This window comes from Mesorhizobium sp. 113-3-3, assembly GCF_016756495.1.
Lineage (GTDB): Bacteria > Pseudomonadota > Alphaproteobacteria > Rhizobiales > Rhizobiaceae > Mesorhizobium.
Window position 1 is genome coordinate 1,349,321 of sequence record NZ_AP023243.1, and the last position, 23,826, is coordinate 1,373,146.

A 23,826-nucleotide genomic window follows, 5' to 3' on the forward strand; every position below is an offset into this window, starting at 1 on the left:
GCATTTTCTTTGGGTTGCTCCGGCGGCCGATGGCTTGCTTTGCCGGGCACTTCTCGATCGGCGAGATCGCATCCAGGATCGAAATTGTCGCCCTTGTTCCGTCCGTTTGGGCCGGGGCGTGCGAGTGTTTGCCGGATAATTGATTTAAATCGGTTTAAATCAGCACTGATTTTGTTTGCACTGCAGCATTTTCACGCTAATCATTGCACCGATTTCCCGTCCCTTCCGCTGCTGGAGCCCAGTCCTTGGCCATCACGAAGATCCTCGTCGCCAACCGGTCAGAAATCGCCATCCGCGTCTTTCGCGCGGCCAACGAGCTGGGCCTGAAAACCGTGGCGATCTGGGCCGAGGAAGACAAATATTCGCTGCACCGTTTCAAGGCCGACGAAAGCTACCAGGTCGGGCGCGGCCCGCATCTGGCCAAGGATATGGGGCCGATCGAGAGTTATCTGTCGATCGAGGAGGTGATCCGCGTCGCCAGGCTTTCGGGCGCCGATGCCATCCACCCCGGCTACGGGCTTCTGTCCGAAAGCCCCGAATTCGCCGAAGCCTGCGCGCAGGCCGGCATCACCTTCATCGGGCCGAAGCCGGACACGATGCGCCGCCTCGGCAACAAGGTCGCGGCGCGCAATCTCGCCATCGAGGTCGGCGTGCCGGTCATTCCCGCCACCGATCCTTTGCCGGACGATATGGAGGCGGTCAAGAAACTGGCCAAGGAGATCGGCTATCCGGTGATGCTGAAGGCCTCCTGGGGCGGCGGCGGGCGCGGCATGCGCGCCATCCGCTCCGAGGCGGAACTCGCCCGCGAGGTGACGGAAGGCAAGCGCGAGGCGAAGGCCGCCTTCGGCAAGGACGAGGTCTATCTCGAAAAGCTGATCGAGCGCGCCCGCCACGTCGAGGTGCAGGTGCTCGGCGACACGCATGGCAATGTCGTGCACCTGTTCGAGCGCGACTGCTCGATCCAGCGCCGCAACCAGAAGGTCGTCGAGCGGGCGCCCGCGCCCTATCTCGAAATGGCGCAGCGCGAGGAGCTTTGCGGCTACGCGCTGAAGATCGCGCGCGAAACCAGCTATATCGGCGCCGGCACGGTCGAGTTCCTGCAGGATGCGGATACCGGAAAATTCTATTTCATCGAGGTCAACCCGCGCATCCAGGTCGAGCATACCGTCACCGAACAGGTGACCGGCATCGACATCGTCAAGGCGCAGATTCACATCCTCGACGGCTTCGCCATCGGCACGCCGCAATCGGGCGTGCCGGCGCAGAAGGACGTCAGGCTGAACGGCCATGCCTTGCAGTGCCGCATCACCACCGAGGACCCCGAGCACAATTTCATCCCGGACTATGGCCGCATCACCGCCTATCGCGGCGCCACCGGCTTCGGCATCCGGCTGGATGGCGGCACCGCCTATTCCGGCGCGGTCATCACCCGCTTCTACGATCCGCTGCTGGAGAAGGTGACGGCCTGGGCGCCGACGCCGGCCGAGACGATCGCCCGCATGAACCGGGCGCTGCGCGAATTCCGCATCCGCGGCGTCGCCACCAACCTCACCTTCCTCGAAGCGATCATCAACCACACGAGCTTCGCCGACAATTCCTACACGACCAAGTTCATCGACACGACGCCGGAGCTGTTCCAGCAGGTCAAGCGGCAGGACCGCGCCACCAAGCTGCTCAACTACCTGGCCGATGTCAGCGTCAATGGCCACCCCGAGACGCGCGGCCGGCCGATGCCGAAGGCCGATGCGGCGGCACCCGTCGTGCCTTACCTCAACGGCAACGTGCCCACCGGCAGCAAGCAGAAGCTCGACGTGCTCGGCCCGGAAAAATTCGCCGGCTGGATGCGCGAGCAAAGGCAAGTGCTGGTCACCGACACGACGATGCGCGATGGCCACCAGTCGCTGCTGGCGACCCGCATGCGCACGCACGACATTGCCAATATCGCCGGCACCTATGCGCGCGCCCTGCCACAGCTTCTGTCGCTCGAATGCTGGGGCGGCGCGACCTTCGACGTCGCCATGCGCTTCCTCACCGAGGATCCGTGGGAGCGGCTGTCGCTGGTGCGCGAGGCGGCGCCCAACCTGCTGCTGCAGATGCTGCTGCGCGGCGCCAACGGCGTCGGCTACACCAACTATCCCGACAATGTCGTGCAGCATTTCGTCAAGCAGGCGGCTGCCGGCGGCATCGATCTGTTCCGCGTCTTCGATTGCCTGAACTGGGTGGAGAACATGCGCGTCGCCATGGACGCGGTCGGCGCCGAAGGCAAGCTGTGTGAGGCGGCGATGTGCTACACCGGCGACATTCTCGACCCGGCGCGGGCCAAGTACGATCTGAAATACTATGTCGGCCTGGCCGGCGAATTGCAGGCCGCCGGCGCCCACATCATCGCCGTCAAGGACATGGCCGGCCTGTTGAAGCCAGCGGCCGCCCGCGTGCTCTTCAAGGCGCTGCGCGAGGCGACCGACCTGCCGATCCATTTCCACACACACGACACGTCAGGCCTGTCGGCGGCGACGGTGCTGGCGGCGGTGGAGAGCGGCGTCGACGCCATCGACGCGGCGATGGACGCCTTCTCCGGCAACACGTCGCAGCCTTGCCTGGGCTCGATCGTCGAGGCGCTGAAGGGCACCGAGCGCGACCCCGGCCTCGACCCGCAATGGATCCGCAAGATCTCGTTCTACTGGGAAGCGGTGCGCAACCAGTACGCCGCTTTCGAAAGCGACCTCAAGGGGCCGGCCTCGGAAGTCTACCTGCATGAAATGCCGGGCGGACAGTTCACCAACCTCAAGGAACAGGCGCGTTCGCTCGGACTGGAGACGCGCTGGCACGAGGTGGCGCAGACCTATCACGACGTCAATCTGATGTTCGGCGACATCGTCAAGGTGACGCCGTCGTCCAAGGTCGTCGGCGACATGGCGCTGATGATGGTGAGCCAGGACCTGACCGTCGCCGATGTCGAGAACCCGACCAGGGACATCGCCTTCCCGGATTCGGTCGTCTCGATGCTGCGTGGCGATCTCGGCCAGTCGCCCGGCGGTTGGCCGGCGGCGTTGCAGAAGAAGGCGCTGAAAGGCGACAAGCCGATCACGGCCCGGCCCGGCTCGCTGCTCAAGCCCGCCGATCTCAAGGCCAGCCGCAAGGAGATCGAGGAGAAGCTGGAGCGCAAGCTCTCGGAATACGAATTCGCTTCGTGGCTGATGTATCCGAAAGTGTTCACCGACTTTGCCGGTGCACAGGAAACCTACGGCCCGGTCAGCGTCCTGCCGACGCCGACCTATTTCTACGGCATGAAGTCGGAAGACGAGATCTTCGTCGACATCGAGAAGGGCAAGACGCTGGTGGTGCGATGCCTTGCCATCGGCGATGTCGACGACAAGGGCATGGTCACCGTGTTCTTCGAGCTCAACGGCCAGCCGCGGCGCATCAAGGTGCCGGACCGGGCGCATGGGGCGTCGGCCGCCAAGGCGCGCCGCAAGGCGGAGCCTGGCAACGAGGCGCATGTCGGTGCACCGATGCCGGGCGTGGTTTCGGCGCTTTCGGTTGCCATCGGCCAGGCGGTGAAGGCCGGTGACGTGCTGCTCTCCATCGAGGCGATGAAGATGGAGACGGCGCTGCATGCCGAGCGCGACGGCACCGTCGCCGAGGTGCTGGTCAAGGCGGGCGACCAGATCGATGCCAAGGATTTGTTGATCGCGTTCGCCTGAGAGCCGGCAAGGAGCAGGCAGGCTGTCGGCTTCTGTCGGCAGCCATTCTGTCTTGTTCGATAACAGCTTGACCCGCCGCCGCCGGTCGGGCATCGAACCGGCTCAAATTTGCCGCCGTCTTTCGCCGAGTCGCGGCCCAGAACCAATTTGGAGAAAAACATGGCCGACGATATCACCGAGACCAGCCAGACTGTTGCCGCCGGCCAGCTGCGTGCCCTCATCGAGCGCATCGAGCGGCTCGAGGAAGAGAAGAAGACGATCGCCGACGACATCAAGGAAGTGTTCGCCGAGGCCAAGGGCACCGGTTTCGACACCAAGGCGATCCGCACCATCATCCGTCTGCGCAAGAAGGACCAGGCCGAGCGCCAGGAAGAGGACGCCATCCTCGATCTCTACATGGCCGCGCTCGGCATGGTGTGAGGCGCTTGGCCGGAAACCGGCGGCTTCTCATCACGAGAGCGATGCTCCGCGCTTGCGCAGGACTTATCGATGAACGAGACCGTTGTTGAAATCCGAAGATACTCCGGGGAGATCGAGCGGCATCAGCACGACTACCCCCAAGTGATCCTGCCCATTTCCGGAGTACTTGAAATCGATCTGGGGCATCATTCAGGACGGGTTTCGGGCAGCACTGGCGCTTTTGTTTCTGCCGGTTGCCAGCACGCGTTCTACGCCAAGCAGTCCGACTCGTTCGTTGTCCTCGACCTGCCGTCCCGCCCCGGCCTCCCGGCGCTGGATGAAGACATACCCGCATTTTTTGCGATCGGCCGGGAGGTTCATGGCCTGATCGACTACATGGCGGTGCTGGCGGCATCGCAGGAGCTTTCCGCCTCGCTTCGACGCGCCTGGTCCACATTGCTGCTGGATCGCATCGCTTCTCCCAGGGATCGTCCGGGTCGCGCAGAGCTTGCTGTCAGAAGAGCCACGGCGTTCATGGAACGAAAGCTTGCCGACCCAATCCGCATTGCCGATATCGCAGAAGCGGCAGGGATGAGCCCAACCCGTCTGCATGAAGCCTTCATCAGACGGCGCGCGACCACTCCGCACGCGCATTTGGTTGCGATGCGCCTCGATGCGGCTGAACGGATGCTTGCCGATCCGCGCCTTTCCATCGCGGATATCGCGGTTTTCAGTGGTCACTCTGACCAGAGCGCCTTGACGCGCGCAATGCGGCGGGAGCGAAACTCAACCCCGGCCGACGTTCGCCGAAATCTGCTCGGAAGAACGGGAGGAAAAGCCTAAAATCCGGAAAGTTTTGCCGAGATATCGGCCTCGCGCGGCGCTACGGATGCGAAAATTTAGCGTGTGTGAGGATCACTGATATGGATTTGGCTCGCTTCAAAGTGCTGACATTCGATGTCTATGGCACGCTGATGGACTGGGAAACCGGCATTTGGAACGCGCTTCAGCCGCTTTTGAGCCTGGCAAATCGCGAAATCAGCCGAGACGAAGCGTTAGAAACCTATGGCGATATAGAGACGCGGCAGGAAGCCGAAACGCCTTCCTTACACTACAGAACACTGTTGGCGGCAGTGCACGCAAGACTCGCTCGGCATTGGGGAATTGCCGCCCAGCCTGATCTGCATGAACGTTTCGGTACGTCGGTGCCCGATTGGCCCGCCTTTCCGGATTCCAGGGAGGCGCTGGCCTATCTGAAACAGCACTTCCGTTTGGTCGTATTATCCAATGTCGACGGCCAGAGTTTCGCGGCTTCAAACCGCAAGCTCGGTGTGAGCTTCGATGCCGTTTACACGGCGGAAGACATAGGCAGCTACAAGCCGGATCTGGGCAATTTTCGTTTCCTGTTCGACAGGCTGAAGCAGGATCTGGGCATTCAGCGGGACGAAGTCCTTCATGTGGCTCAGAGTCTGTTTCATGATCATGCGCCGGCAGAAAGCATCGGGCTCGCCAGCGTTTGGATTGACCGCAGGTTTGGGATGGAGGGGCCAGGTGCAACGAAGCGTCCTCTTGCCCAGCCGAAGGTCGGAGGTCATTTTCCAACCTTGGCAGAATTTGCCGCTATGCATCGCGCAGCGAATGAGAAGCATTGATCCCGTTCGGCAGATACAGGTGACGAGATGTGACGGTCCGCGCCGTCTTCGGGCGAGACCAAATGCGGCATTTGCCGCATCGGCCGTCTGATGGCATTTTCTGCGTTTGCGTTGCGCACGGACCCAAATGTCCGCTACGCTACGGTTCTCAAAACGCCATCACATGACTCGCCAAAACGAATTTCGAAACAGTCTCGGGCAACGGGGCAGCCGGCCATGAACGAACTCGACTTCGGTGGCCGCCGTGCCTCGGAGTTCCGTCATCGCGGCTTCTGGGCGCTGTTCGCCGAGCGGCATCCGGAAGAGAGAGCCCGGCTGGCGCGGCGCGGACCCTGGTTCTGGCAGCGCGGGCTGCCCGACTTCGCTTTGGTCATTTCCATGTATGTCGCGCCGGCGCAGAACCATGTCGGCGTCTTCTTCGGCCGCAACGAGAAGTTCGGCGCCACGCAAAGCTGGTCGCGGTTGAAGCCGTTCCAGCCGGCGATCGAAGAGAGGCTTAAGCTCAGGCCGGAGCAAAGCTGCGAGGGGCTCGGCATCAATTCGATGTGGCGGGTCAACTGCTTTGCCGTGGACAATTGGCCTGCCATGACCGACTGGCTGGTGACGGAATGCTCGCGCGTCGAGCGCGCCGTCGCCGAAGTGCTTGGACAGGGGTAGGGCGCCGTTGTCCCCGGAAGGCGTCGGATCTTTCTTCCGCTCGCGCTGGCTTGGCCAAGTGCCGATCGACCGGCTGTTCTGGCGCGACATGCTGCTGGTCGGGACGGCGATCAGTATTGCCTCGTCCGTGGTCGCTCTGATTCTGCTTGGGCTGAAGATGCCGCTCGGGCTCGTGCTGGCGGTGCATTTCGCGCCGGTGCCCTACAACATCTTCCTCACCATTGCGGTCTGGCGGACGGCCGAGCAATCGGGCGCCAAAGCCTCGCTTATGCTGCTGGGCTCGGCTCTCTGGCTCATCGCCATGGTGGTGGTCTAAGCTGGCGTCACGAAAAAGGGCGGCCGAAGCCGCCCTTTGCAGAAAACCTACAGGATGCCGATCAGGCCGCCGGCTCGAATGTCAGCGCCACGCCGTTGATGCAGTAGCGCAGGCCGGTCGGCGGCGGGCCGTCCTCGAAGACGTGGCCGAGATGGCTGCCGCAGCGCGAGCAATGGCATTCGGTGCGGACCATGCCATAGCTGCGGTCGACGGTGGTTTCGATCGAGCCGGGAACCGGGTCGTTGAAGCTCGGCCAGCCGGTGCCGCTCTCGAACTTCAGCTTGGATTCGAACAGCGGCTGGTCGCAGCCGACGCAGGAAAATGTGCCGGCGCGCTTCTCGTAGAGCAAGGCGCAGCTGCCCGGCCGCTCGGTGCCGTGGTTGCGCATGACCGCGTATTGCTCCGGCGTCAGCCGGGCGCGCCATTCGGCATCGGTGCGGGTGACGGGGTAGGTGTGGGTGTCCATTTGATCTCCTCAGCCTTGGCGGCTCGTTCTTCGTTGCAACCTCATATTCGCAACAAATAGGCATTTGTTACAAGGTTTGCCCGCATTCTCGCTCGCCATCATCATCCTATCGCCGCGAGATAGCGCGCGACAGAGGTGGCCAGGGCCGTTTTGCCACCGCCGATGATGTTCAGGTCCCACCACGCGCCGCGGATATCGTCGAAGTCGAACGGTTCCAATGCCGCCGCGATACGGCGCACGGCCGTCGCGTTGAGCGGTATCTGGTTGGGATAGCTGTACATGAAGCTGACATGGCGGCGCGTCGGCGTCACCTGCACGGTGTCGCCGGTGAGCAGCGCGTTGCCGCCCTGGCGCTGCCAGTGCAGCACCTGGCTGCCGGCAAAATGGCCGCCGCAGCGGACGAGCGTGAGAGACGGATTGAGGGCCAGCGTCTCGCCTTGCCAGCTGACGATCGAGCGATGCGGTCGCATGATCCATTGGCGGTCGTCGGCGTGTAGATAGATCGGCACGCCGTCAAACGCGTCACTCCATTCGCCCATCGCCGAATAGAAATGGCAATGCGAGATGGCGATGGCCGCCAGGCCACCGCGCCGGGTGATCTCGGCCACGGCCTCGTCACTGACCATCGAGACGCAGTCCCACAGCACATTGCCGTGCGGCGTCTGCACCAGTTGCGCCCGCTGGCCGATGGCGAAGCGCGGCTCGATGCCGAAGCCGAGCACGCCGGCATCGTCCCGCATCACCAGCCGATGCCCGGCAGCGAGATCCTGCGGTGTAGCCCAGGCTTGGCCTTCCCAGCGCACATACTGCCGCTCATCCTCACAGACCGGGCAGTGCTGCGGCGGTGTTTCCGTCGCCGCGAACTGGACGCCGCATTGCAGGCAGAGGAAGCTGGTCATGAAGGCTCCGGAATTGCTCAGTGCTTTCTGGAAAGCTGCTTCGTCGCGGCTTCGAGCCCGGCCAGCGTCAGCGGGAACATGCGGCCGCCGAAGATGTCGCGGATCATCGTGATGGAATGGGTGTAGCCCCAGTTCTTCTCGCTCTCGGGGTTCAGCCATACCGCATTCGGCCATTGCTGCAGCAGGCGGCCGAGCCAGACGGCGCCGGCCTCCGGATTCCAATGCTCCACCGAGCCGCCGGGGTGGGCGATCTCGTAAGGGCTCATCGAGGCGTCGCCGACGACGATCACCTTGTAGTCGGGGCCGTATTTGTGGAGGAGGTCTGATGTCGGGATCACCTCGGCATGGCGGCGGCGGTTGTCCTTCCAGACGCCTTCGTAGAGGCAGTTGTGGAAGTAGAAATATTCGAGCTGGCGGAATTCGGCACGCGCCGCCGAAAACAGCTCCTCGACACTTTTGATGTGATCGTCCATCGAGCCGCCGACATCGAAGAACATCAAAAGCTTCACCGCGTTGCGCCGTTCGGGCCGCGTCTGCACGTCGAGATAGCCGTGCTCGGCGGTGGCGTGGATGGTGCCGGGCAGGTCGAATTCCTCCTCGGCACCCTCGCGCACCCATCGGCGCAGCCGCTTCAGCGCGATCTTGATGTTGCGCGTGCCAAGCTCGACGGCATCGTCGAAATTGCGGAACTCGCGCTTGTCCCAGACCTTCACCGCGCGCCGGTTGCGGCTTTCGTGCTGGCCGATGCGCACGCCTTCGGGATTGTAGCCATAGGCGCCGAAGGGCGAGGTGCCGCCGGTGCCGATCCATTTCGAGCCGCCCTGGTGGCGGCCTTTCTGCTCCTCGAGCCGCTGCTTCAGCGTCTCCATCAGCTTTTCGAAACCGCCGAGCGCCTCGACCAGCTTTTTCTCTTCCTCGGTCAGGTGCTTTTCGGCGAGCCGGCGGAGCCATTCCTCGGGAATATTGGCGACGTCGACCGCATGCGGCCCGCCCAGCGCTTCAATGCCCTTGAAGACATGCGCGAACACCTGGTCGAAGCGGTCGATGTGGCGCTCGTCCTTCACCAGGGCAGCACGGGCCAGATAGTAGAAACCCTCGACGTCGTAGTCGACCAGCCCGGCTTCCAGCCCTTCCAGCAGCGACAGATATTCCCGGAGCGAAACGGGAACGCGCGCGGCCTTCAGTTCGAGGAAGAAGGGGATGAACATTTCTATCTACAGCACATCATACTCGATGAAGCCAGTGCGGCGCGCCACGTGGTCGTAGAGTTTGCGCGCGGTTGTGTTGGTCTCGTGCGTCATCCAGTAGACATTCTTGACGCCGATTTTTTCCGCCGAGTCTTTCACCGCCTTGATCAGAGCCGCGCCGATGCCCTTGCCGCGCACATCCGGGTCGGCGAACAGGTCCTGCAGGTAGCAGTTGTTTTTCTCCGACCAGCCCGAGCGGTGGTAGAGATAGTGGGTAAGACCGACGGCCTTGCCGTCAAGCGTGGCGATAAACCCCTTCGGCTCGAATTCGGCTTCTGTGAACAGCCGCTTCCAGGTCACGGCATAGACCTCTTCCGGCAGCCTGGTTTCATAGAAGGTGAGGTAGTCGGTCCACAGGCGCTTCCAGTCGGCGTGGTCGGACTGCGCGAGCGGGCGGACAACAATCTCGGACATTTCATCTCCTCCAAAGGGTTGTGGCCAAAGCTGCCTTCCTGCCCGGCCGGCGGCAACGGTCCACGGAAGGGGAAAGCGCTATTGCTGCCTGCCTATTGCTGCCTTCTGGCCATGAAGGCCAGCCGCTCGAACAGGTGCACGTCCTGTTCGTTCTTCAGCAGCGCGCCATGCAGTTTGGGCAGGGCGTTCTTCGGGTCGGCGCGCAAATCCTCTGGCGCGATGTCGTCGGCGACCAGCAGGCGGATCCAGTCGAGCGCCTCGGAGGTCGACGGCTTCTTCTTCAGGCCAGGCACCTCGCGGATCTCGTAGAACTGGGTGAGCGCTGCCCGTACCAGATTCTGCTTGATGCCGGGATAATGGACGTCGACGATCCTGTGCAGCGTGTCGACGTCGGGAAAGCGGATGTAGTGGAAGAAGCAGCGGCGCAGGAAGGCGTCCGGCAGTTCCTTTTCGTTGTTGGAGGTGATGATGACGATCGGCCGCACCGCTGCGCGGATGGTCTCGCCGGTCTCGTAGACGAAGAACTCCATCCGATCGAGTTCCTGCAGCAGGTCGTTGGGGAATTCGATGTCGGCCTTGTCGATCTCGTCGATCAAAAGCACGACCTTCCTGCCCGCCGCGAACGCCTCCCACAGCTTGCCGCGCTTGATGTAGTTCTTGATGTCGTTGAACCTGGCATCGCCGAGCTGGCTGTCGCGCAGCCGCGAGACGGCGTCATACTCGTAAAGACCCTGCTGTGCCCGCGTCGTCGATTTGACGTGCCACTCTATGAGGTCGAGGCCGAGTCCTGATGCTACCTGGCGGGCAAGCTCAGTCTTGCCGGTGCCGGGCTCGCCCTTGACCAGCAGGGGCCGCTCCAGCGCGATCGCCGCGTTGACGGCCACCATCAGATCCTTGTCGGCGACATAAGCCGCCGTGCCTTCGAAACGCATTTTTGCTCCTTGGTTCATGCCATGAGCGTAAGGATGCCGGTCAGCCTGTGCAAGGGTGAGCCGGCTGCGACGCGAATGGGCTTGAAACCCAGGGTCAGAATTATCCGTTGATGCATCAAGGCCGCTTGGCAGGCCGAAGGGCGTCGGCATGAATGAATCAGGCAAGACAGCACTACAGATCGCTGTCGCGGTGCTGGCGGCCACGCCGGTCCTGGTCGGCATCGAGGGTATCCTGTCCGGGCCGGAATTCCTGCACGCCATCCGTCCATGGCCGGTCGATCTCGACAGCCATTTCCGCTTCCTGTCGGGGTTTTTCCTGGCCTTCGGCATTGCCTGGTACAGCTGCATTCCCGGCATCGAGACCAAGACCGAGCGGTTCCGGCTGCTTGCCGCCTGCACGTTCACCGGCGGACTGGCGCGTCTTGTTTCGCTGATTCTGGTTGGCGCACCGTCGGCGGGACACATCGCCGGCCTCTGCATCGAACTGCTGGCGGTGCCGGCGCTGGTCTGGTGGCAGGGGCGTGTCGCGAATAAAGCCGCCGAGGTGCCCAGCTCACTGGCGCTTAGGCAACCAGCGGCCTATATTGGGGAGGACGGTCTGTGCTTCCCGGCAGGAGAACATTTTCCCCGGGGCCTTAACGATCCTTAGGGAGCTGTCCCTGGGAAGACCCGTGGGTTTTCTCACACGGCGCCCACCTACTTTGTAGGTTCCCGGGATCGCTCTCTCCACCGGTTGTGTGGATCGTCACTTCTTGCAGCGCATCCATGCATTGCGGTGGATAGTGCGGTGGAAAACGTCGCTCCCGAAACGCCATCCCGATCCGGGATTTTCTATCGTCCGCGCATGACATCTCTCAAAGACCAGAAAAAACAGCTGCGACTCGAGGCGCTTGGACGCCGCGATGCGCTTGATGAATTCTGGCGGGTGGAGGTGGCCCTCGAAATGGCCGAGACGGCGCGCGACCATTTCGCCATCGAGCCCGGCCAGATCGTCTCCGGCTTCTGGCCGATGCGTTCGGAAGTCGACGTCAGGCCGCTTATGTTCGCCTTGCGCGAACAGGGCGCCAGGCTTTGCCTGCCTGCCATTCTCGACAAGACCACGATCGTCTTTCGCGAACTGGTGCGCGGCGCGCCGATGGTCGACATGGGCTTCGGCACGGTCGGGCCCCATGAAGAGGCCGAGGTGCTTGATCCCGAGGTGATGCTGGTGCCGCTCGCCGCCTTCGACGCGCGCGGCCACCGCATCGGCTATGGCGCCGGCTATTACGACCGCGCGATCGCGAAGCTCGTCGACAAGGGGCATGCGCCCCGGCTGATCGGCATCGCCTTCGACTGCCAGGAGGTGGCGCAGGTTCCAGACGAGAACCATGACGTGGTCATCCCGGAAATACTGACCGAGAGCGGGTTGCGCCGCTTCACGCCAAAATTGTAGATAATGGAGGCATGATCTTTTCGCGGATGTCATGCAGCTTTTGCTTCGCTGACTTTCGGTGCGGGATCATATGAGACTTCTCTTCCTCGGTGACATGGTTGGCAAGACGGGACGCACGGCAGTGTGGGAGCAACTGCCTGGGCTGATCTCGGATTTCAAACTCGATTTCGTCATCGTCAATGGCGAGAATGCAGCCGGCGGCTTCGGTATCACCGAAGAGATCTTTCGCGAGACGATCGCGGCGGGCGCCGATGTCGTCACCACCGGCAACCATGTGTGGGACCAGCGCGATGCGCTGGCCTTCGCGCCGCGTGAAGAACGCTTCCTGCGCCCCTCCAATTTTCCCAGGGGTACGCCGGGGCGCGGCTCCGGCGTCTATATCGCCAGGAGTGGAGCGCGCGTGCTGGTCGCCAACATCATGGGCCGGGTGTTCATGCATCCCGAACTCGACGATCCGTTCCAGGCCGGGGAGCGCGAGCTTGCCGCCTGCCCGCTCGGCGAACAGGCCGATGCGGTGGTGATCGACTTCCACGCCGAGGCGACTTCGGAAAAGATGTGCTTCGCGCATTTCGTTGACGGCCGCGCCAGTCTGGTCGTCGGCACCCACACCCACCAGCCGACCGCCGATCACCAGATCCTCAATGGCGGCACCGGCTATCTGTCGGATGCCGGCATGTGCGGCGACTATGATTCCTCGCTCGGCATGGACAAGGAGGAGCCGCTCAACCGGTTCCTGTCGAAAGTGCCGAAAGGGCGCTTTGAGGCGGCGACCGGACCGGCGACCTTGTGTGGGGTCGGTGTCGATATTTCCGATCGCACGGGGCTGACCGAGAAGATCGCGCCGTTTCGTCGCGGGCCGAGACTCGAAGAAACGGCTCCGTCCTTCTGGTCATGACATTGATATAGGGGTTCGCAGTACCTAATTGCCGGCGACACTGCTCTAGATCGTAGGGGACGACCTCCATGCAGCTTATTGAATTCCTGGCGCCGCATTTTCAATTTGTTTCCGATCCAACCGCATGGGTCGCCTTGCTGACGCTGGTGGTGCTCGAGATTGTGCTCGGCATCGACAATCTGATCTTCATCTCGATCCTGACCAACAAGCTGCCGGAAGCGCAACGGGCCCGCGCCCGCCGGCTTGGTATCTCGGCGGCGCTGATCATGCGGCTGGTGCTGCTGGCCACCATCTCGATCATCGTCCAGCTGACGACGCCGGTCTTCACGGCCTTCGGCCATGGCTTCTCGTGGCGCGACTTGATCCTGATCGCCGGCGGCCTGTTCCTGGTGTGGAAGGCGACCAAGGAAATCCATCACACGGTCGATCCCGACGATCATCAGGACACGATGCTGGGCGAGACGCTCAAGATCTCGCTCGCCGGCGCGATCTTCCAGATCCTGCTGCTCGACCTCGTCTTCTCGATCGATTCCATCATCACCGCCGTCGGCATGACCGACGAGATCGCCATCATGTACATCGCCGTGATCGTGGCCGTCACCGTCATGATGCTGGCGGCCGGGCCGCTGGCCAACTTCATCGCCAAGAACCCCAGCATCGTCATGCTGGCGCTGGGCTTCCTGCTGATGATCGGCATGACGCTGATCGCCGACGGCATGGGCTACCACGTGCCCAAGGGCTACATCTACGCTGCGATGGGTTTCTCGGCCCTGGTCGAAGGGCTCAACATGCTGGCGCGGCGGCGCAGGAAAGCGAAGCCCGGCGACGGCCATTGAGACGGGCGTGCCGGGGCATTTAGCGCCCCGGCACCCCCTTCGGGTGGCGGTCACCGATCAGGCCCAGTGTCAGGCCCTGTTCCAGCCAGGCCTTGGCGCCGGCCAGCACAAGCGTGAAGCCGCCGGTCGAGCCGATCGCTTCCTTCACCTGCTCGTCGGCCGTGCCGGCGAAGCCGAAGTTACGGACCTCGAGAAAGGTGGCCTCATCAGGCATTTCGGTGAAGTTCCAGACCACCGTGGTCGGCGGATCGCTCCACCGCATGACGATCTTTTCGTTCGTCACGATTTCGCTGACCTTGGCGGTCGTCGAGACACCGTACATGCGCCATTCCCAGCGGACCTCCTTGCCGCTGTCCAGCCGGCCGCTGCCATGGGTGAACCAGAATTTGGTGGTGATGGCCGGATCGACAATGGCCTCGAACACCTCGGCGACAGGCCGCCGGATCAGCATGCCGGCCTCGGCTGTTGGGGTTTCGCGGATCTCCATGGCAGTCTCCTTTCTGGGCTTGGCGCTCACCAGGCGTCGGGCTCGCGCAGCATGTGAACGATGCTGGCCGGATTGGTGATCCAGCCGCCGCGAAAGCCTTCGCCCAAGGGCTCGATGGCATCGCAACGCACGATGCCGGCCTCTGCGAAATGGGCGGCGGCTTTGGTAAAATCGTCGGCGAACAGTTCCAGCCAGATTTCGGCCTGGCTCAACATCGGCGCCTCGTCGATCCACAGCCGGTTCGGGCCGAGCTCGAAGCCAATGGCCGGCGCCTTGGCGATGAACGGCTTCAGCCCGACGATGTCGCGGTAGAAGGCGACCGTCGCCTCATACTGATGCGGCGGCACCTTCATGGCGATGTTGATGCCGCCGGTGATCTTCGCGGTCATTGCTGTCTCCATTGCGCTGCGGTTGGGCTGTCTTCGTGATCTCGGCCAGGTCCGGTCAGGCCAGGTTGACCTGCCAGGAGACGCCGAACCTGTCGTTGAGCCAGGCGAAGCGGCGGCTGAAGCCGTAATTGTCCGGCGGCATCAGAAATCCGCCATCCTTCGCCAAAACGTCGACGATGCGGTTCAACTCCTCTTCCGAGGAACAGTCGACATAGAACGAGACCGACGGCGTGAAAGTGAAAGCGTGATGCACGGGACTGTTGAAGACCATGACCTCCAGGCCGGCGATGGAGGCGCGCGCCAGCTTCAGTGTCCCTTGCGGGCCATCCTCGCCTGCGCCATAGCGGGTGATGTCGAGGATGCCGCTGCCGGGAATGGTCTCGCAATAAAGAGCCATTGCCTCCTCGGCCTTGCCCTCGAACATCAGGAACGGCGTTGCTTTCGTCATCGCGGGCCTCCGTTTTCCTCACTCAGACATTGGTCTCGTTGGCGGGTTCGCCCTTCATTTCGCTGCGGTAATAGCCGTCGCGCAGATTGATGCCGTATTCGACATAGGCCTTCATGCAGGCCAGCATCTGCGACCAGCCCTCGCAGTTGAGGTACGATTTCTTCAAGCCGACCGCGCCTTCCTGCCAGCCGCTCTCGGCGATGGTGACGAAGGTGCCGCCATCGTCCAGCGGCTCGAAATTCATTTCGATGCGCGTCTTGTAGGCAGGCTTGCCGTCGGCGTCCGTGGCATCCCAGCGCAGCACGATGCGGCTGTCCTTGACCACTTCGTCGACCTCGACCGGCACCTTGCCCCACCAGACGACGCCAACACCGGTTTGCAGCGGCGCGCTGGCGCCGCCGATCGTGGTGAAATAGCCGCTCAGCTTCTTCGGGTTGACGACGGCGTCGAAAACTTCGGCGACCGGTCGGCCGATGCGGCCGGAAACGCGGAATCCGAGAGACATATCCACAGCTCCATCCTTGATCGATCTGACGATATGTTATAGAAATATAACATGTCAAGCCGATCGCAAGACGACAATGTTTTCAGGGCGCTGGCGCATCCGCGCCGACGCGAAATGCTCGATCAGCTGAAGGACGAGCCGAAGACCACCGGCATGCTGTGCGATGCCTTTCCCGACATCGATCGCTGCACGGTCATGCTGCATCTCAAGGTGCTGGAGGAGGCGGAGCTGATCGTCGCCCGCCGTGACGGACGCGAACGCTGGAACCACCTCAATGCGCTACCGATCAAGCAGATCCACGATCGCTGGATCAGTCAGTATGCCGGCCATGCGCTCAGCATCATCGATCGGCTGAAGTCCGATCTGGAAGCGTGAGCGCTTGCAGCTGTCCTTGTCAGGCTGCCGCAGCACGGTGCGGCTGGACGAATTGAGCCGATTTATCTATAAGCCGGCCATTCCGACAGAGAACGCCGTGCTTCCGCGGGTTGCACCTGGGACGCTCTGAGATTTTGAATTCGAGCATTTTGCAGAAGGCGAGGCAACGCATCTCGCTGCAGGACGCTCTAGCCGAGAACACGACAGGGGTGCCATGGCTGGCCATTCACAGTTCAAGAACATCATGCACCGCAAGGGCCGTCAGGACGCGGTGCGGTCGAAAATGTTTTCCAAGCTGGCGCGCGAAATCACCGTGGCCGCCAAGAGCGGCACGCCGGACCCGTCGATGAACCCACGCCTGCGTCTGGCCGTCCAGAACGCCAAGGCGGTGTCGATGCCGAAGGACAACATCCAGCGCGCCATCAACAAGGCGTCGATGGGCGATGCCGAAAATTACGAGGCGGTGCGCTATGAAGGCTATGGCCCAGGCGGCGTCGCCGTCATCGTCGAGGCCCTGACCGACAACCGCAACCGCTCGGCCTCGAATGTGCGCGCGGCCTTCACCAAGGCCGGCGGCGCGATGGGCGAAACCGGCTCGGTGTCCTTCATGTGGGACCGTGTCGGCGAGATCTACTATCCGGCCTCTGCCGGCAGCGCCGACAAGGTCATGGAAGCGGCGATCGAAGCCGGCGCAGACGATGTCGAAACCGACGAGGAAGGCCACACGATCTATTGCGCCTTCGAGAATCTCGGCGAAGTGTCGAAGGCGCTGGAAGCCTCGCTCGGCGAAGCGGAATCGGTGAAGCTGATCTGGCGGCCGCAGAACAATGTTCCGGTCGACGAGGAGCGGGCCCAGTCGCTGATGAAGCTGGTCGCCACGCTCGAGGACGACGATGACGTGCAAAGCGTCTACGCCAACTTCGAGGTCGACGACGAGACCTTGGCCAAGCTCAGCGCGGCGTGATCGGCTGGGATATGAGCGGAGCTCAATCCGATATGAGCAAAGCTCAATCCGATGATATCCCGGCCGACATGAGCGAAACGCCGTTGCCCACCGTCCGCATCACCTATTGCACGCAGTGCCAGTGGCTGCTGCGCGCCGGCTGGATGGCGCAGGAGCTGCTCTCCACCTTCGGCACGGATCTCGGCGAAGTGACGCTGGTGCCCGGCACCGGCGGCATCTTCACCATCTCCTGCAATGAGGTGCTGGTCTGGGACCGCAAACGCGACGGCGGCTTTCCCGACGCGGCAAAACTCAAGCAGCTGGTGCGCGACGTGATCGACCCCGATCGCGATCTCGGTCATTCCGACCGCAAGGGCCACACGTCAAAGGGGCACACGCAAGAAGACCCAGCCTGAGCGGAGCCTTTTGCGTTTCATCGACTGCTTTGTTTGACGCAATTCCCAAGGGAAAGCGCGTCAGGACCTTTCCTGGAACTGCTTAGAGCAACGCGAAGATAAAGCAGGCCATCGCCACGATGGCGGTGACGGTGCGGACGTGGTTCCACATCACCCATTGGCTGAGATGGTTCGCCCACGCGGCGGCGCCGGCGCTGCTGGCCGGGTCGACGGCGGCGAGCGCATCGTTGAGCGGTACGTTGAAGACCATGGTCACGATTGGGTTGCCAATCACGTAGATCACCGCGCCGGCGAGCAGCCAGTACGAGCCGGACTGGGCCCAGCCCATGAAAGCGGCGGCGATAAGCACCAGACAGATGAGGCCGGTGCCGAAAAGCGCCGTCATGAAAGTTGGCGTGATCACCGTGATGTTGATCGAATTCATCGCGGCGATGCCTTGCGGGACAGGCAGCCGGGCTAGCGCAGCCATGACGAAATTGGAAAAGGCGAAGAACACGCCGCCGACGAGGCCCGAACCGATCGCGGCGATGATGGTGAGGGCGGGAACAAGCTTGATCATCTCAGTTACTCCAGATGCCGCTAGCGGCGGTTTCGGTTGCGTAGGCGGAAAAGTCTTTCGGCGCACGGCCGAGCACGCGCTGGACGCCGTCGGTGAGCGACTCGTTGCGGCCGTCGAGCACCTGAGTGAACAGCTCATTGAGCAGCCAGACGATTTCGGGTGGCAGTTCGTACGACGCGACAGCGGCGGTGAACTCGTCATTCGAAATCCTGACAAAGCGGATGTCGCGTCCTGCCGCCTTGGCGATCTCGGCGACCGCGTCGGTGAAGCTCAACAGCCGCGGCCCCGTCAGCTCATAGAGCTGGCCGACATGACCGGGCTGGGTCAGCACCGCTTCGGCGGCGTCGGCGATGTCGTCGACATCGACAAAGGGTTCACCGACAGGTCCGACCGGCAGTGCAACCTCGCCCGCCAGCAGCGGCTCGACGAGAAAGCCCTCGCTGAAATTCTGCGAGAACCATGCGCAGCGCAGGATCGTCCAGTCGGCCCCGGAAGCCTTCAGCATCTCTTCGGCGCGCTGCGCCTCGTGCTCGCCGCGGCCCGACAAAAGCACCAGCCGGCGAACGCCATTCGCAACGGCAAGGCGGGCGAAGGCACCGACCACTTCGGCGGCGCCCGGCACGGCGATGTCGGGATAGTAGCTGATGTAGACCGCGCTGACGTCCTCGAGTGCGGGAGCCCAGGTCGCGGGAACTTCCCAGTCGAAACGCGGCGTGGCGGAACGGGAGCCGATCCGCACCGGAATGCCGCGCGCCGTCAGCCGCTCGGCAAGACGGCGGCCGGTCTTGCCGGTGCCGCCAAGGATCAGAATTGGTTTGGTGTCGGTCATGGTGGTTTTCCTCGGGTTGAAAACATGAGCAATCCTCACATTTGCAAAACGTGATAAACCCTCGTATTTTGTGAGTCAAGCCATTTTCCCGGCGATTGTGCCGAATGCGTTGTTGGAGACAGTCATGGAAGGCACGCCGGCCAACGAACAGATCGCTTCGCCACGGCGGGCGCCAAGCCAGCAGCGCAGCCGCGAGCGGGTGGAGCGCATGCTGGCCGCCGCCTCGGCGCTGATCACCGAGCAAGGCAGCGACGCCATGCGCATGGGCGAGGTCGCGGAGCGGGCAGGGGTGTCGATCGGTTCGCTCTACCAGTTCTTCCCAGACAAACGGGCGATCATCTGGGCGCTGGCCGAGCGCTACACGGCCGAGAGCCAGGCCTGTATCTCGGCCGCGCTCAAGGATGTCAGCGACGTCGAAGGCCTGCGGCGGGCTTTCTCGGAGCTGGTCGATATCTACTACGGGCTGTTCCTGGCCGAGCCGGTGATGCGCGACATCTGGTCGGGCACGCAGGTCGACAAGGCGCTGCGCCAGCTCGAACTCGCCGACAGCCGGGCCAATGCGGAGTTCCTCGTGGCGGTGCTGAAGCGGTTGCGTCCCGACGCCGACCCCGTTGCCCTGGAGACAACGGCATTCCTCGTCTGGCAAATGGGCGAGGCTGCGGTACGGCTGGCCATCTCGGTCGAGCGGCAGGAGGGCGAGAGGCTGGTCGCCGCCTACAAGCGCATGGCGCTGCGGGAACTGGCCGGCGACTGAGTGGCGCCGCGCCCGGTCAGTTTTTCCCCGTTCGACATGACCGACACCGCGCCGCCCGGCGGCTGGTGCTCAAGCCGCCAGGCCTTCGGGCTCAGGCCGGTGATGCGCAGAAACTCGCGGTTGAAGTTCGATTTGCTGAGGAAGCCGGCGTCGAACATGATGCGGGTGATCGGTTCGTCCGTCGTCGCAAGCAGGCGGCGCGCTTCATCGATCCTGTGGTTGTTGACATATTGCGACACGCTCGATCCGTGGATGCGATTGATCGCCGACGACACGTGCCGAGCCGGCAGGCCGAGCCGCCTGGCGATGCGGCTAAGGTTGAGATCGACGTCCTTGTAGAGTTCCTTCGACCGCATCAGCGCGTCGATCGCCGCCGCGATCGCGGGCTCTTCGCTGGTTGCCGATGGCGTGGTCTGCACCCGAGACGCTTCGTCGTTTTCCTCGTCTTCATCCGGAGCAGCGGCTTCGCTGGCAACCGCGGCGGCGCCGCCGAGCAGCAACAGCGCCAGCACGTTGCCGCCGGCAATGACCGCGCCGGAATGAGCGCCGCCGGTCCATTGCATGTCGAAACTGATGATGATGTCGGTGATGGGCGATGCGAGGATCGCCACCGCCGTCACCCACAGCGATCGGTAGGACCGCAAGACGCCGTCGAGGCGCGATTCGACGAGGATATCGGGACCGGCCAGCGCCAGCCAAAGAAGCGCCGGCCCATACGACAGGAACACCAGGATGATCGCCGGCCCGACCGGCTCGCGCCAGAAGATCAGTAGCAGGGCAACCAGGCAGGCCGGCAGCAGATGCGGCCACAGCCGTGCCAGGCGATGCTCCGACCGTTCCTTCGTCAGGCCGCTGAAGGCGATCCAAGCAAGCGGCGCGATCAGCGCCGCCAGCACCGACAGGAACGGCATGACGACCCTGGTATCATACCCCCAGCGAATACCGATCAGCACCGACTGCAGAGCATAGGCCGCCATCAGCAGCATGAAGGCGCCGTTCTCGCGCAGGTCGGCCTCGCTTCGGCGGGCCATCTGCATGAGCAGGATGACGAGCAGCAAGGAGACGACGAACGGCAGGGGAATGAAGATCATGATCGCAGGCGTGATTCCAGGGCTGGCGGCGACCGACAATGACCCGGATTGCGTTCACGGTCGTCCCGGATCGCGATCGAGGTCGCGGAAATTGACGTTCCCGGTCACTCCGACAACGCCACGGTCCAGCGGGGACCGCCACACATGATCGGAGATATCAATGAAATCCGCAATTCTTGGCCTGCTGTCATTTGCCAGCGCAGCGCTTACGTCGCCAGCAAGCGGCGATGCCGGCAAGACACTCGATCTCGCCGGCGTGAACGCCGTCGTCATTTCGGGCGAAGCCAGTTCCGTCAGGCTCACCACTTCGGCCTCGGCTCCTTACCAGGCGACGATCGGCAGCCGCCGCGAAGGCTGGTTCGCGCGCTGGTATTCGAGCTGGTTCGCCAATGACTGCAGCCTTGCCAGCGACATGAGGCTGGAGGCCTCGACATTGCGTATCGACGTTGCCCCTTCCTCATGGCTCGACCCCTCCGACTGCCGGGTCGAGATCAACGCCAACATCCAGCCGGAAAGTTCGGTGTCGATCGACCAGGCGGCACTACAGGCCAACATGGCGGGGCGTTTCTCCACCATCGCCATTTCAAGCAAGGCGGCCGATGTTTCGCTGGACGGACATGCCTCGACCGTCGAGCTCAAGGGCGAGGCGCTGAGAGCCAATCTCGCCTTTGGCAGCGTCAGGAAGGACGAAAACATCGCCATCACCGGCAAGGCGCTGGATGCCACGCTGTCTTTCGGCCAGGGGGCCGCGATCAGCTATTCAGTCACCGCGACAGCGTCCTTCGTCGACAGCACGCTTCCCAGCACCGCCGGCGCCAGGCCCTCGGTCGTCATCAAGGGGGACTTTGTTCGCGCCACCATCCGTTGAAGCAAAAAACCCGCCACAAGGGCGGGTTTTGATCTGCAGGCAGCCAATGCGGCTTGCACGTAGCCTTAGAGGCCGAAACCTTCGAAACGCTTCTTGAACTTCGACAAGCGGCCGCCGCGGTCGAGCAGGGTCTGCTGGCCGCCGGTCCAGGCCGGGTGGGTGGTCGGGTCGATATCGAGGTTCATCGTATCGCCTTCCTTGCCCCAGGTCGAACGGGTCGTGTATTCGGTGCCGTCGGTCATGACGACCTTGATGGTGTGGTAGTCGGGGTGAATAGCGCTCTTCATGGTTCGGTTCCTGGCTTGCCGGCGCGGCTGACGGGCATGAGCCTGCGTCGATGCGCCTCTTTTTAAAACTCGAAGCCGCAGCTAATGAGGAGCCACGGCTTCTAAAACGGTCGGCGAGCCTATACATCAGGCGGAATTGAATCACAAGGCCGCGGCAAGCGCATATTGCGGCGCATGAAGCCGAAGCGGCTAGAGGACACACCGAGATGGCGCAATCAAGCAGCGCAGACGAGCGTCGACGCTCGCTCAAGCCGCTCAGGCGCCTGTTCCCCTACATCACGCAATATCGCACGCTGGTCGTCGGCGCCCTCATCTCGCTGGCCATCGCGGCGGCAACGACATTGACGCTGCCGCTGGCGGTACGGCGCATGATCGACCATGGTTTCTCGTCGTCCAGCACCACCTTCATCGCCGAATACTTCGCCGCATTGGTGGCGATGGCCGCCGTGCTGGCGGCGGCATCGGCCGGCCGCTATTATTTCGTCATCACGCTTGGCGAACGCGTCGTCGCCGATATCCGCCGCGATGTCTTTGCCCATGTGACGACGCTGTCGCCATCCTTCTTCGACACCGCCCAGTCGGGCGAGATCGTGTCGCGGCTTGCCGCTGACACCACGCAGGTCAAATCGGCGGTCGGCGCGACCGCCTCGGTGGCGCTGCGCAACGTAATCCTCGGTCTCGGCGCGGTGGGAATGATGGTCGTCACCAGCCCGAAACTGTCCGGCCTTGTCATTGCAGCCATTCCCGTCATCGTGCTGCCGCTGGTCGCGTTCGGCCGTTCGGTGCGGCGCAAGTCAAGGCAGGCGCAGGACACGCTCGCCGAGGCGACAGCCTATGCCAGCGAGCAGATCGGCGCGGTGCGCACGCTGCAGGCCTTCACCAACGAGAAGCTGGTCACGGGGCGGTTTTCGGATGCGGTGGAGGCTGCCTTCGAGGCGGCGCGCGCCTCGATCTTCGCGCGCTCCTTCCTCACCTTCTTCGCCATCTTCACCATCTTCTCGTCGGTCGTGGCGGTGCTCTGGTTCGGCTCGCGCGATGTGCTCGATGGCACGATATCGCCGGGCACGCTCGGCCAGTTCCTGCTCTATTCGGTGTTCGCCGCAGGCGCACTCGGCGCGCTGTCGGAAGTCTGGGGCGAACTTGCGCAAGCGGCCGGCGCGGCCGAGCGGCTGACCGAGATCCTGGCCGAGAAGCCGGCGATCCAGGCGCCGTCCGAGCCGAAGCCGCTGCCGGCGGTCGCCAAGGGCGCCATCGTCTTCGACGACGTTTCCTTCTCCTACCCGGCGCGGCCCGACCGGGCGGCCGTCCACGGCCTGAGTTTCCAGGTCATGCCCGGCGAGACGGTGGCCATTGTCGGCCCCTCAGGCGCCGGCAAGAGCACGGTCTTTTCGCTGATCCTGCGCTTCTACGATCCCGAAACCGGCAAGATCCTGATCGATGGCGTCGACGTGCGCGAAGCCGATCCGGTTTCGGTGCGCGAGCGCATCGCCATCGTGCCGCAGGACGTCACCATCTTCGCGGCGAGCGCGCGCGACAATATAGGCTTCGGCCGGCCGGGTGCCGGCAATGCCGAGATCGAGGCGGCAGCCAAGGATGCGCTGGCCGACGAATTCATCCTCAAGCTCGAACGCGGCTATGACAGCCAGGTCGGCGAGCGCGGCGTGACGCTGTCCGGCGGCCAGCGCCAGCGCGTGGCGATCGCCCGCGCCATCCTGCGCGACGCGCCGATCCTGCTGCTCGACGAAGCCACCTCGGCGCTCGACGCCGAAAGCGAGACGCTGGTGCAGACGGCGCTGGAGCGGCTGATGCAAGGCCGCACCACGATCGTCATCGCTCACCGGCTGGCAACGGTGCTGAAGGCCGACAGGATCCTGGTCATGGACGGCGGCCGCATCGTCGAGGAAGGCACGCATCAGAGCCTGGTGGCCAAGGGCGGCATCTATGCCAGGCTGGCCAAGCTGCAGTTCGAGACCGGCGCCAGCGCCTTCAGGGGCGCGGCGGAGTAGGCAGGCCTTGTCGGTCTTGC

The 23,826-nt window shown here is 63.3% G+C and carries 28 protein-coding genes, 1 other RNA gene and 1 pseudogene; 17 read left to right on the forward strand and 13 right to left on the reverse strand.

Features of this window, described 5'->3' with window-relative positions:
* The first annotated feature begins 245 nt into the window (after positions 1 to 245).
* From pyc to JG746_RS06445, 6 genes are all read left to right on the forward strand, one after another.
* Positions 246 to 3,704 carry a pyruvate carboxylase gene (gene pyc, locus JG746_RS06420; RefSeq protein WP_202357405.1) on the forward strand — a complete coding sequence of 1,153 codons (3,459 nt, stop codon included), beginning with the start codon at positions 246 to 248 and terminating at the stop codon, positions 3,702 to 3,704.
* A 159-nt stretch (positions 3,705 to 3,863) separates the two neighbouring features.
* A complete protein-coding gene (locus tag JG746_RS06425; RefSeq protein WP_010912082.1) occupies positions 3,864 to 4,124 on the forward strand; it encodes a DUF2312 domain-containing protein in 261 nt (86 codons plus the stop codon).
* 69 nt (positions 4,125 to 4,193) lie between these two features.
* Positions 4,194 to 4,946 (forward strand): AraC family transcriptional regulator, encoded by a 753-nt coding sequence (locus JG746_RS06430; protein ID WP_202357406.1) that lies wholly within the window; start codon positions 4,194 to 4,196, stop codon positions 4,944 to 4,946.
* An 80-nt stretch (positions 4,947 to 5,026) separates the two neighbouring features.
* The gene (locus JG746_RS06435) at positions 5,027 to 5,755 is read left to right on the forward strand and encodes a haloacid dehalogenase type II (RefSeq protein WP_202357407.1); all 729 of its coding nucleotides are present in this window, start codon (positions 5,027 to 5,029) and stop codon (positions 5,753 to 5,755) included.
* Positions 5,756 to 5,971: 216 nt separating this feature from the next.
* Positions 5,972 to 6,412, forward strand: a complete 441-nt coding sequence (locus JG746_RS06440; protein WP_202357408.1) for a hypothetical protein — start codon at positions 5,972 to 5,974, stop codon at positions 6,410 to 6,412.
* 7 nt (positions 6,413 to 6,419) lie between these two features.
* Positions 6,420 to 6,728, forward strand: coding sequence for a hypothetical protein (locus JG746_RS06445; RefSeq protein ID WP_202357409.1), 309 nt, complete (start codon positions 6,420 to 6,422; stop codon positions 6,726 to 6,728).
* 61 nt (positions 6,729 to 6,789) lie between these two features.
* Here the strand turns inward: JG746_RS06445 and msrB are convergent, their stop codons facing one another.
* The 5 genes from msrB to JG746_RS06470 all read right to left on the reverse strand — a co-directional run bounded on the left by msrB (position 6,790) and on the right by JG746_RS06470 (position 10,686).
* Positions 6,790 to 7,194 carry a peptide-methionine (R)-S-oxide reductase MsrB gene (msrB, locus tag JG746_RS06450; protein ID WP_202357410.1) on the reverse strand — a complete coding sequence of 135 codons (405 nt, stop codon included), beginning with the start codon at positions 7,192 to 7,194 and terminating at the stop codon, positions 6,790 to 6,792.
* 101 nt (positions 7,195 to 7,295) lie between these two features.
* Complete coding sequence (locus JG746_RS06455; protein ID WP_202357411.1) at positions 7,296 to 8,093, reverse strand: MBL fold metallo-hydrolase; 798 nt, start codon at positions 8,091 to 8,093, stop codon at positions 7,296 to 7,298.
* Positions 8,094 to 8,110: 17 nt separating this feature from the next.
* Positions 8,111 to 9,301 carry a vWA domain-containing protein gene (locus JG746_RS06460; RefSeq protein WP_202357412.1) on the reverse strand — a complete coding sequence of 397 codons (1,191 nt, stop codon included), beginning with the start codon at positions 9,299 to 9,301 and terminating at the stop codon, positions 8,111 to 8,113.
* Positions 9,302 to 9,307: 6 nt separating this feature from the next.
* The gene (locus JG746_RS06465; RefSeq protein ID WP_202357413.1) at positions 9,308 to 9,754 is read right to left on the reverse strand and encodes a GNAT family N-acetyltransferase; all 447 of its coding nucleotides are present in this window, start codon (positions 9,752 to 9,754) and stop codon (positions 9,308 to 9,310) included.
* Between the two features lie 92 nt (positions 9,755 to 9,846).
* Complete coding sequence (locus JG746_RS06470; protein WP_202357414.1) at positions 9,847 to 10,686, reverse strand: AAA family ATPase; 840 nt, start codon at positions 10,684 to 10,686, stop codon at positions 9,847 to 9,849.
* A gap of 148 nt (positions 10,687 to 10,834) precedes the next feature.
* Between JG746_RS06470 and JG746_RS06475 the strand changes: the two are divergent.
* From JG746_RS06475 to JG746_RS06495, 5 genes and pseudogenes are all read left to right on the forward strand, one after another.
* Positions 10,835 to 11,143: pseudogene (locus JG746_RS06475) on the forward strand (DUF4345 domain-containing protein); the annotation flags it as partial.
* A gap of 135 nt (positions 11,144 to 11,278) precedes the next feature.
* Positions 11,279 to 11,434, forward strand: a non-coding RNA gene (gene ssrS / locus JG746_RS06480) — 6S RNA.
* Positions 11,435 to 11,530: 96 nt separating this feature from the next.
* On the forward strand, positions 11,531 to 12,118 hold the full coding sequence (locus JG746_RS06485; RefSeq protein WP_202357415.1) for a 5-formyltetrahydrofolate cyclo-ligase: 588 nt from the start codon (positions 11,531 to 11,533) through the stop codon (positions 12,116 to 12,118).
* Between the two features lie 70 nt (positions 12,119 to 12,188).
* A complete protein-coding gene (locus tag JG746_RS06490; RefSeq protein ID WP_202357416.1) occupies positions 12,189 to 13,013 on the forward strand; it encodes a TIGR00282 family metallophosphoesterase in 825 nt (274 codons plus the stop codon).
* A gap of 68 nt (positions 13,014 to 13,081) precedes the next feature.
* Entirely contained in the window at positions 13,082 to 13,849 is a 768-nt protein-coding gene (locus tag JG746_RS06495) for a TerC family protein (protein ID WP_202357417.1), read from the forward strand.
* Between the two features lie 19 nt (positions 13,850 to 13,868).
* On the opposite strand, the gene JG746_RS06500 is transcribed toward JG746_RS06495, so the two are convergent.
* The 4 genes from JG746_RS06500 to JG746_RS06515 are packed head-to-tail and all read right to left on the reverse strand — an operon-like array spanning position 13,869 to position 15,678.
* Positions 13,869 to 14,336 carry an SRPBCC family protein gene (locus tag JG746_RS06500; RefSeq protein WP_202357418.1) on the reverse strand — a complete coding sequence of 156 codons (468 nt, stop codon included), beginning with the start codon at positions 14,334 to 14,336 and terminating at the stop codon, positions 13,869 to 13,871.
* Positions 14,337 to 14,362: 26 nt separating this feature from the next.
* Positions 14,363 to 14,725 carry a hypothetical protein gene (locus JG746_RS06505; RefSeq protein ID WP_202357419.1) on the reverse strand — a complete coding sequence of 121 codons (363 nt, stop codon included), beginning with the start codon at positions 14,723 to 14,725 and terminating at the stop codon, positions 14,363 to 14,365.
* Between the two features lie 55 nt (positions 14,726 to 14,780).
* Positions 14,781 to 15,173 (reverse strand): VOC family protein, encoded by a 393-nt coding sequence (locus JG746_RS06510; RefSeq protein ID WP_202357420.1) that lies wholly within the window; start codon positions 15,171 to 15,173, stop codon positions 14,781 to 14,783.
* A gap of 22 nt (positions 15,174 to 15,195) precedes the next feature.
* On the reverse strand, positions 15,196 to 15,678 hold the full coding sequence (locus JG746_RS06515; RefSeq protein ID WP_202357421.1) for an SRPBCC domain-containing protein: 483 nt from the start codon (positions 15,676 to 15,678) through the stop codon (positions 15,196 to 15,198).
* Positions 15,679 to 15,729: 51 nt separating this feature from the next.
* Here JG746_RS06515 and JG746_RS06520 point away from each other — a divergent pair, with 51 nt between their 5' ends.
* From JG746_RS06520 to JG746_RS06530, 3 genes are all read left to right on the forward strand, one after another.
* The gene (locus JG746_RS06520; RefSeq protein WP_202357422.1) at positions 15,730 to 16,053 is read left to right on the forward strand and encodes an ArsR/SmtB family transcription factor; all 324 of its coding nucleotides are present in this window, start codon (positions 15,730 to 15,732) and stop codon (positions 16,051 to 16,053) included.
* Between the two features lie 214 nt (positions 16,054 to 16,267).
* Positions 16,268 to 17,017, forward strand: a complete 750-nt coding sequence (locus tag JG746_RS06525) for a YebC/PmpR family DNA-binding transcriptional regulator (RefSeq protein ID WP_143975664.1) — start codon at positions 16,268 to 16,270, stop codon at positions 17,015 to 17,017.
* Between the two features lie 68 nt (positions 17,018 to 17,085).
* The gene (locus tag JG746_RS06530; RefSeq protein WP_202359275.1) at positions 17,086 to 17,412 is read left to right on the forward strand and encodes a SelT/SelW/SelH family protein; all 327 of its coding nucleotides are present in this window, start codon (positions 17,086 to 17,088) and stop codon (positions 17,410 to 17,412) included.
* An 82-nt stretch (positions 17,413 to 17,494) separates the two neighbouring features.
* Here the strand turns inward: JG746_RS06530 and JG746_RS06535 are convergent, their stop codons facing one another.
* Together JG746_RS06535 and JG746_RS06540 are read right to left on the reverse strand one after the other, a co-directional pair.
* On the reverse strand, positions 17,495 to 17,971 hold the full coding sequence (locus JG746_RS06535; RefSeq protein ID WP_202357423.1) for an anthrone oxygenase family protein: 477 nt from the start codon (positions 17,969 to 17,971) through the stop codon (positions 17,495 to 17,497).
* Position 17,972: 1 nt separating this feature from the next.
* Positions 17,973 to 18,800 (reverse strand): NAD(P)H-binding protein, encoded by an 828-nt coding sequence (locus JG746_RS06540; protein WP_202357424.1) that lies wholly within the window; start codon positions 18,798 to 18,800, stop codon positions 17,973 to 17,975.
* A gap of 124 nt (positions 18,801 to 18,924) precedes the next feature.
* Between JG746_RS06540 and JG746_RS06545 the strand changes: the two genes are divergently transcribed.
* Positions 18,925 to 19,554, forward strand: coding sequence for a TetR/AcrR family transcriptional regulator (locus tag JG746_RS06545; protein WP_202357425.1), 630 nt, complete (start codon positions 18,925 to 18,927; stop codon positions 19,552 to 19,554).
* On the opposite strand, the gene JG746_RS06550 is transcribed toward JG746_RS06545, so the two are convergent.
* On the reverse strand, positions 19,515 to 20,645 hold the full coding sequence (locus JG746_RS06550) for a helix-turn-helix domain-containing protein (RefSeq protein ID WP_202357426.1): 1,131 nt from the start codon (positions 20,643 to 20,645) through the stop codon (positions 19,515 to 19,517). The genes JG746_RS06545 and JG746_RS06550 overlap by 40 nt on opposite strands.
* Positions 20,646 to 20,805: 160 nt before the next feature.
* Between JG746_RS06550 and JG746_RS06555 the strand changes: the two genes are divergently transcribed.
* Positions 20,806 to 21,513 (forward strand): hypothetical protein, encoded by a 708-nt coding sequence (locus JG746_RS06555; protein ID WP_202357427.1) that lies wholly within the window; start codon positions 20,806 to 20,808, stop codon positions 21,511 to 21,513.
* 65 nt (positions 21,514 to 21,578) lie between these two features.
* Here the strand turns inward: JG746_RS06555 and rpmE are convergent, their stop codons facing one another.
* A complete protein-coding gene (rpmE, locus tag JG746_RS06560; RefSeq protein WP_010912060.1) occupies positions 21,579 to 21,800 on the reverse strand; it encodes a 50S ribosomal protein L31 in 222 nt (73 codons plus the stop codon).
* A gap of 206 nt (positions 21,801 to 22,006) precedes the next feature.
* Between rpmE and JG746_RS06565 the strand changes: the two genes are divergently transcribed.
* A complete protein-coding gene (locus JG746_RS06565) occupies positions 22,007 to 23,806 on the forward strand; it encodes an ABC transporter transmembrane domain-containing protein (RefSeq protein ID WP_202357428.1) in 1,800 nt (599 codons plus the stop codon).
* Positions 23,807 to 23,826: the final 20 nt, after the last annotated feature.

Coding starts and splice junctions, on each gene's coding strand:
- JG746_RS06545 (WP_202357425.1), top strand. CDS start 18,925: ATGGAAGGCACGCCGGCCAACGAACAGATCGCTTCGCCACGGCGGGCG.
- JG746_RS06425 (WP_010912082.1), top strand. CDS start 3,864: ATGGCCGACGATATCACCGAGACCAGCCAGACTGTTGCCGCCGGCCAG.
- JG746_RS06555 (WP_202357427.1), top strand. CDS start 20,806: ATGAAATCCGCAATTCTTGGCCTGCTGTCATTTGCCAGCGCAGCGCTT.
- JG746_RS06465 (WP_202357413.1), bottom strand. CDS start 9,754: ATGTCCGAGATTGTTGTCCGCCCGCTCGCGCAGTCCGACCACGCCGAC.
- JG746_RS06540 (WP_202357424.1), bottom strand. CDS start 18,800: ATGACCGACACCAAACCAATTCTGATCCTTGGCGGCACCGGCAAGACC.
- JG746_RS06460 (WP_202357412.1), bottom strand. CDS start 9,301: ATGTTCATCCCCTTCTTCCTCGAACTGAAGGCCGCGCGCGTTCCCGTT.
- JG746_RS06530 (WP_202359275.1), top strand. CDS start 17,086: ATGAGCGAAACGCCGTTGCCCACCGTCCGCATCACCTATTGCACGCAG.
- JG746_RS06525 (WP_143975664.1), top strand. CDS start 16,268: ATGGCTGGCCATTCACAGTTCAAGAACATCATGCACCGCAAGGGCCGT.
- JG746_RS06495 (WP_202357417.1), top strand. CDS start 13,082: ATGCAGCTTATTGAATTCCTGGCGCCGCATTTTCAATTTGTTTCCGAT.
- JG746_RS06565 (WP_202357428.1), top strand. CDS start 22,007: ATGGCGCAATCAAGCAGCGCAGACGAGCGTCGACGCTCGCTCAAGCCG.
- JG746_RS06440 (WP_202357408.1), top strand. CDS start 5,972: ATGAACGAACTCGACTTCGGTGGCCGCCGTGCCTCGGAGTTCCGTCAT.
- JG746_RS06550 (WP_202357426.1), bottom strand. CDS start 20,645: ATGATCTTCATTCCCCTGCCGTTCGTCGTCTCCTTGCTGCTCGTCATC.
- msrB (WP_202357410.1), bottom strand. CDS start 7,194: ATGGACACCCACACCTACCCCGTCACCCGCACCGATGCCGAATGGCGC.
- JG746_RS06490 (WP_202357416.1), top strand. CDS start 12,189: ATGAGACTTCTCTTCCTCGGTGACATGGTTGGCAAGACGGGACGCACG.
- JG746_RS06535 (WP_202357423.1), bottom strand. CDS start 17,971: ATGATCAAGCTTGTTCCCGCCCTCACCATCATCGCCGCGATCGGTTCG.
- JG746_RS06515 (WP_202357421.1), bottom strand. CDS start 15,678: ATGTCTCTCGGATTCCGCGTTTCCGGCCGCATCGGCCGACCGGTCGCC.
- JG746_RS06520 (WP_202357422.1), top strand. CDS start 15,730: ATGTCAAGCCGATCGCAAGACGACAATGTTTTCAGGGCGCTGGCGCAT.
- JG746_RS06505 (WP_202357419.1), bottom strand. CDS start 14,725: ATGACCGCGAAGATCACCGGCGGCATCAACATCGCCATGAAGGTGCCG.
- JG746_RS06435 (WP_202357407.1), top strand. CDS start 5,027: ATGGATTTGGCTCGCTTCAAAGTGCTGACATTCGATGTCTATGGCACG.
- JG746_RS06510 (WP_202357420.1), bottom strand. CDS start 15,173: ATGACGAAAGCAACGCCGTTCCTGATGTTCGAGGGCAAGGCCGAGGAG.
- JG746_RS06470 (WP_202357414.1), bottom strand. CDS start 10,686: ATGCGTTTCGAAGGCACGGCGGCTTATGTCGCCGACAAGGATCTGATG.
- rpmE (WP_010912060.1), bottom strand. CDS start 21,800: ATGAAGAGCGCTATTCACCCCGACTACCACACCATCAAGGTCGTCATG.
- JG746_RS06485 (WP_202357415.1), top strand. CDS start 11,531: ATGACATCTCTCAAAGACCAGAAAAAACAGCTGCGACTCGAGGCGCTT.
- JG746_RS06430 (WP_202357406.1), top strand. CDS start 4,194: ATGAACGAGACCGTTGTTGAAATCCGAAGATACTCCGGGGAGATCGAG.
- JG746_RS06455 (WP_202357411.1), bottom strand. CDS start 8,093: ATGACCAGCTTCCTCTGCCTGCAATGCGGCGTCCAGTTCGCGGCGACG.
- JG746_RS06500 (WP_202357418.1), bottom strand. CDS start 14,336: ATGGAGATCCGCGAAACCCCAACAGCCGAGGCCGGCATGCTGATCCGG.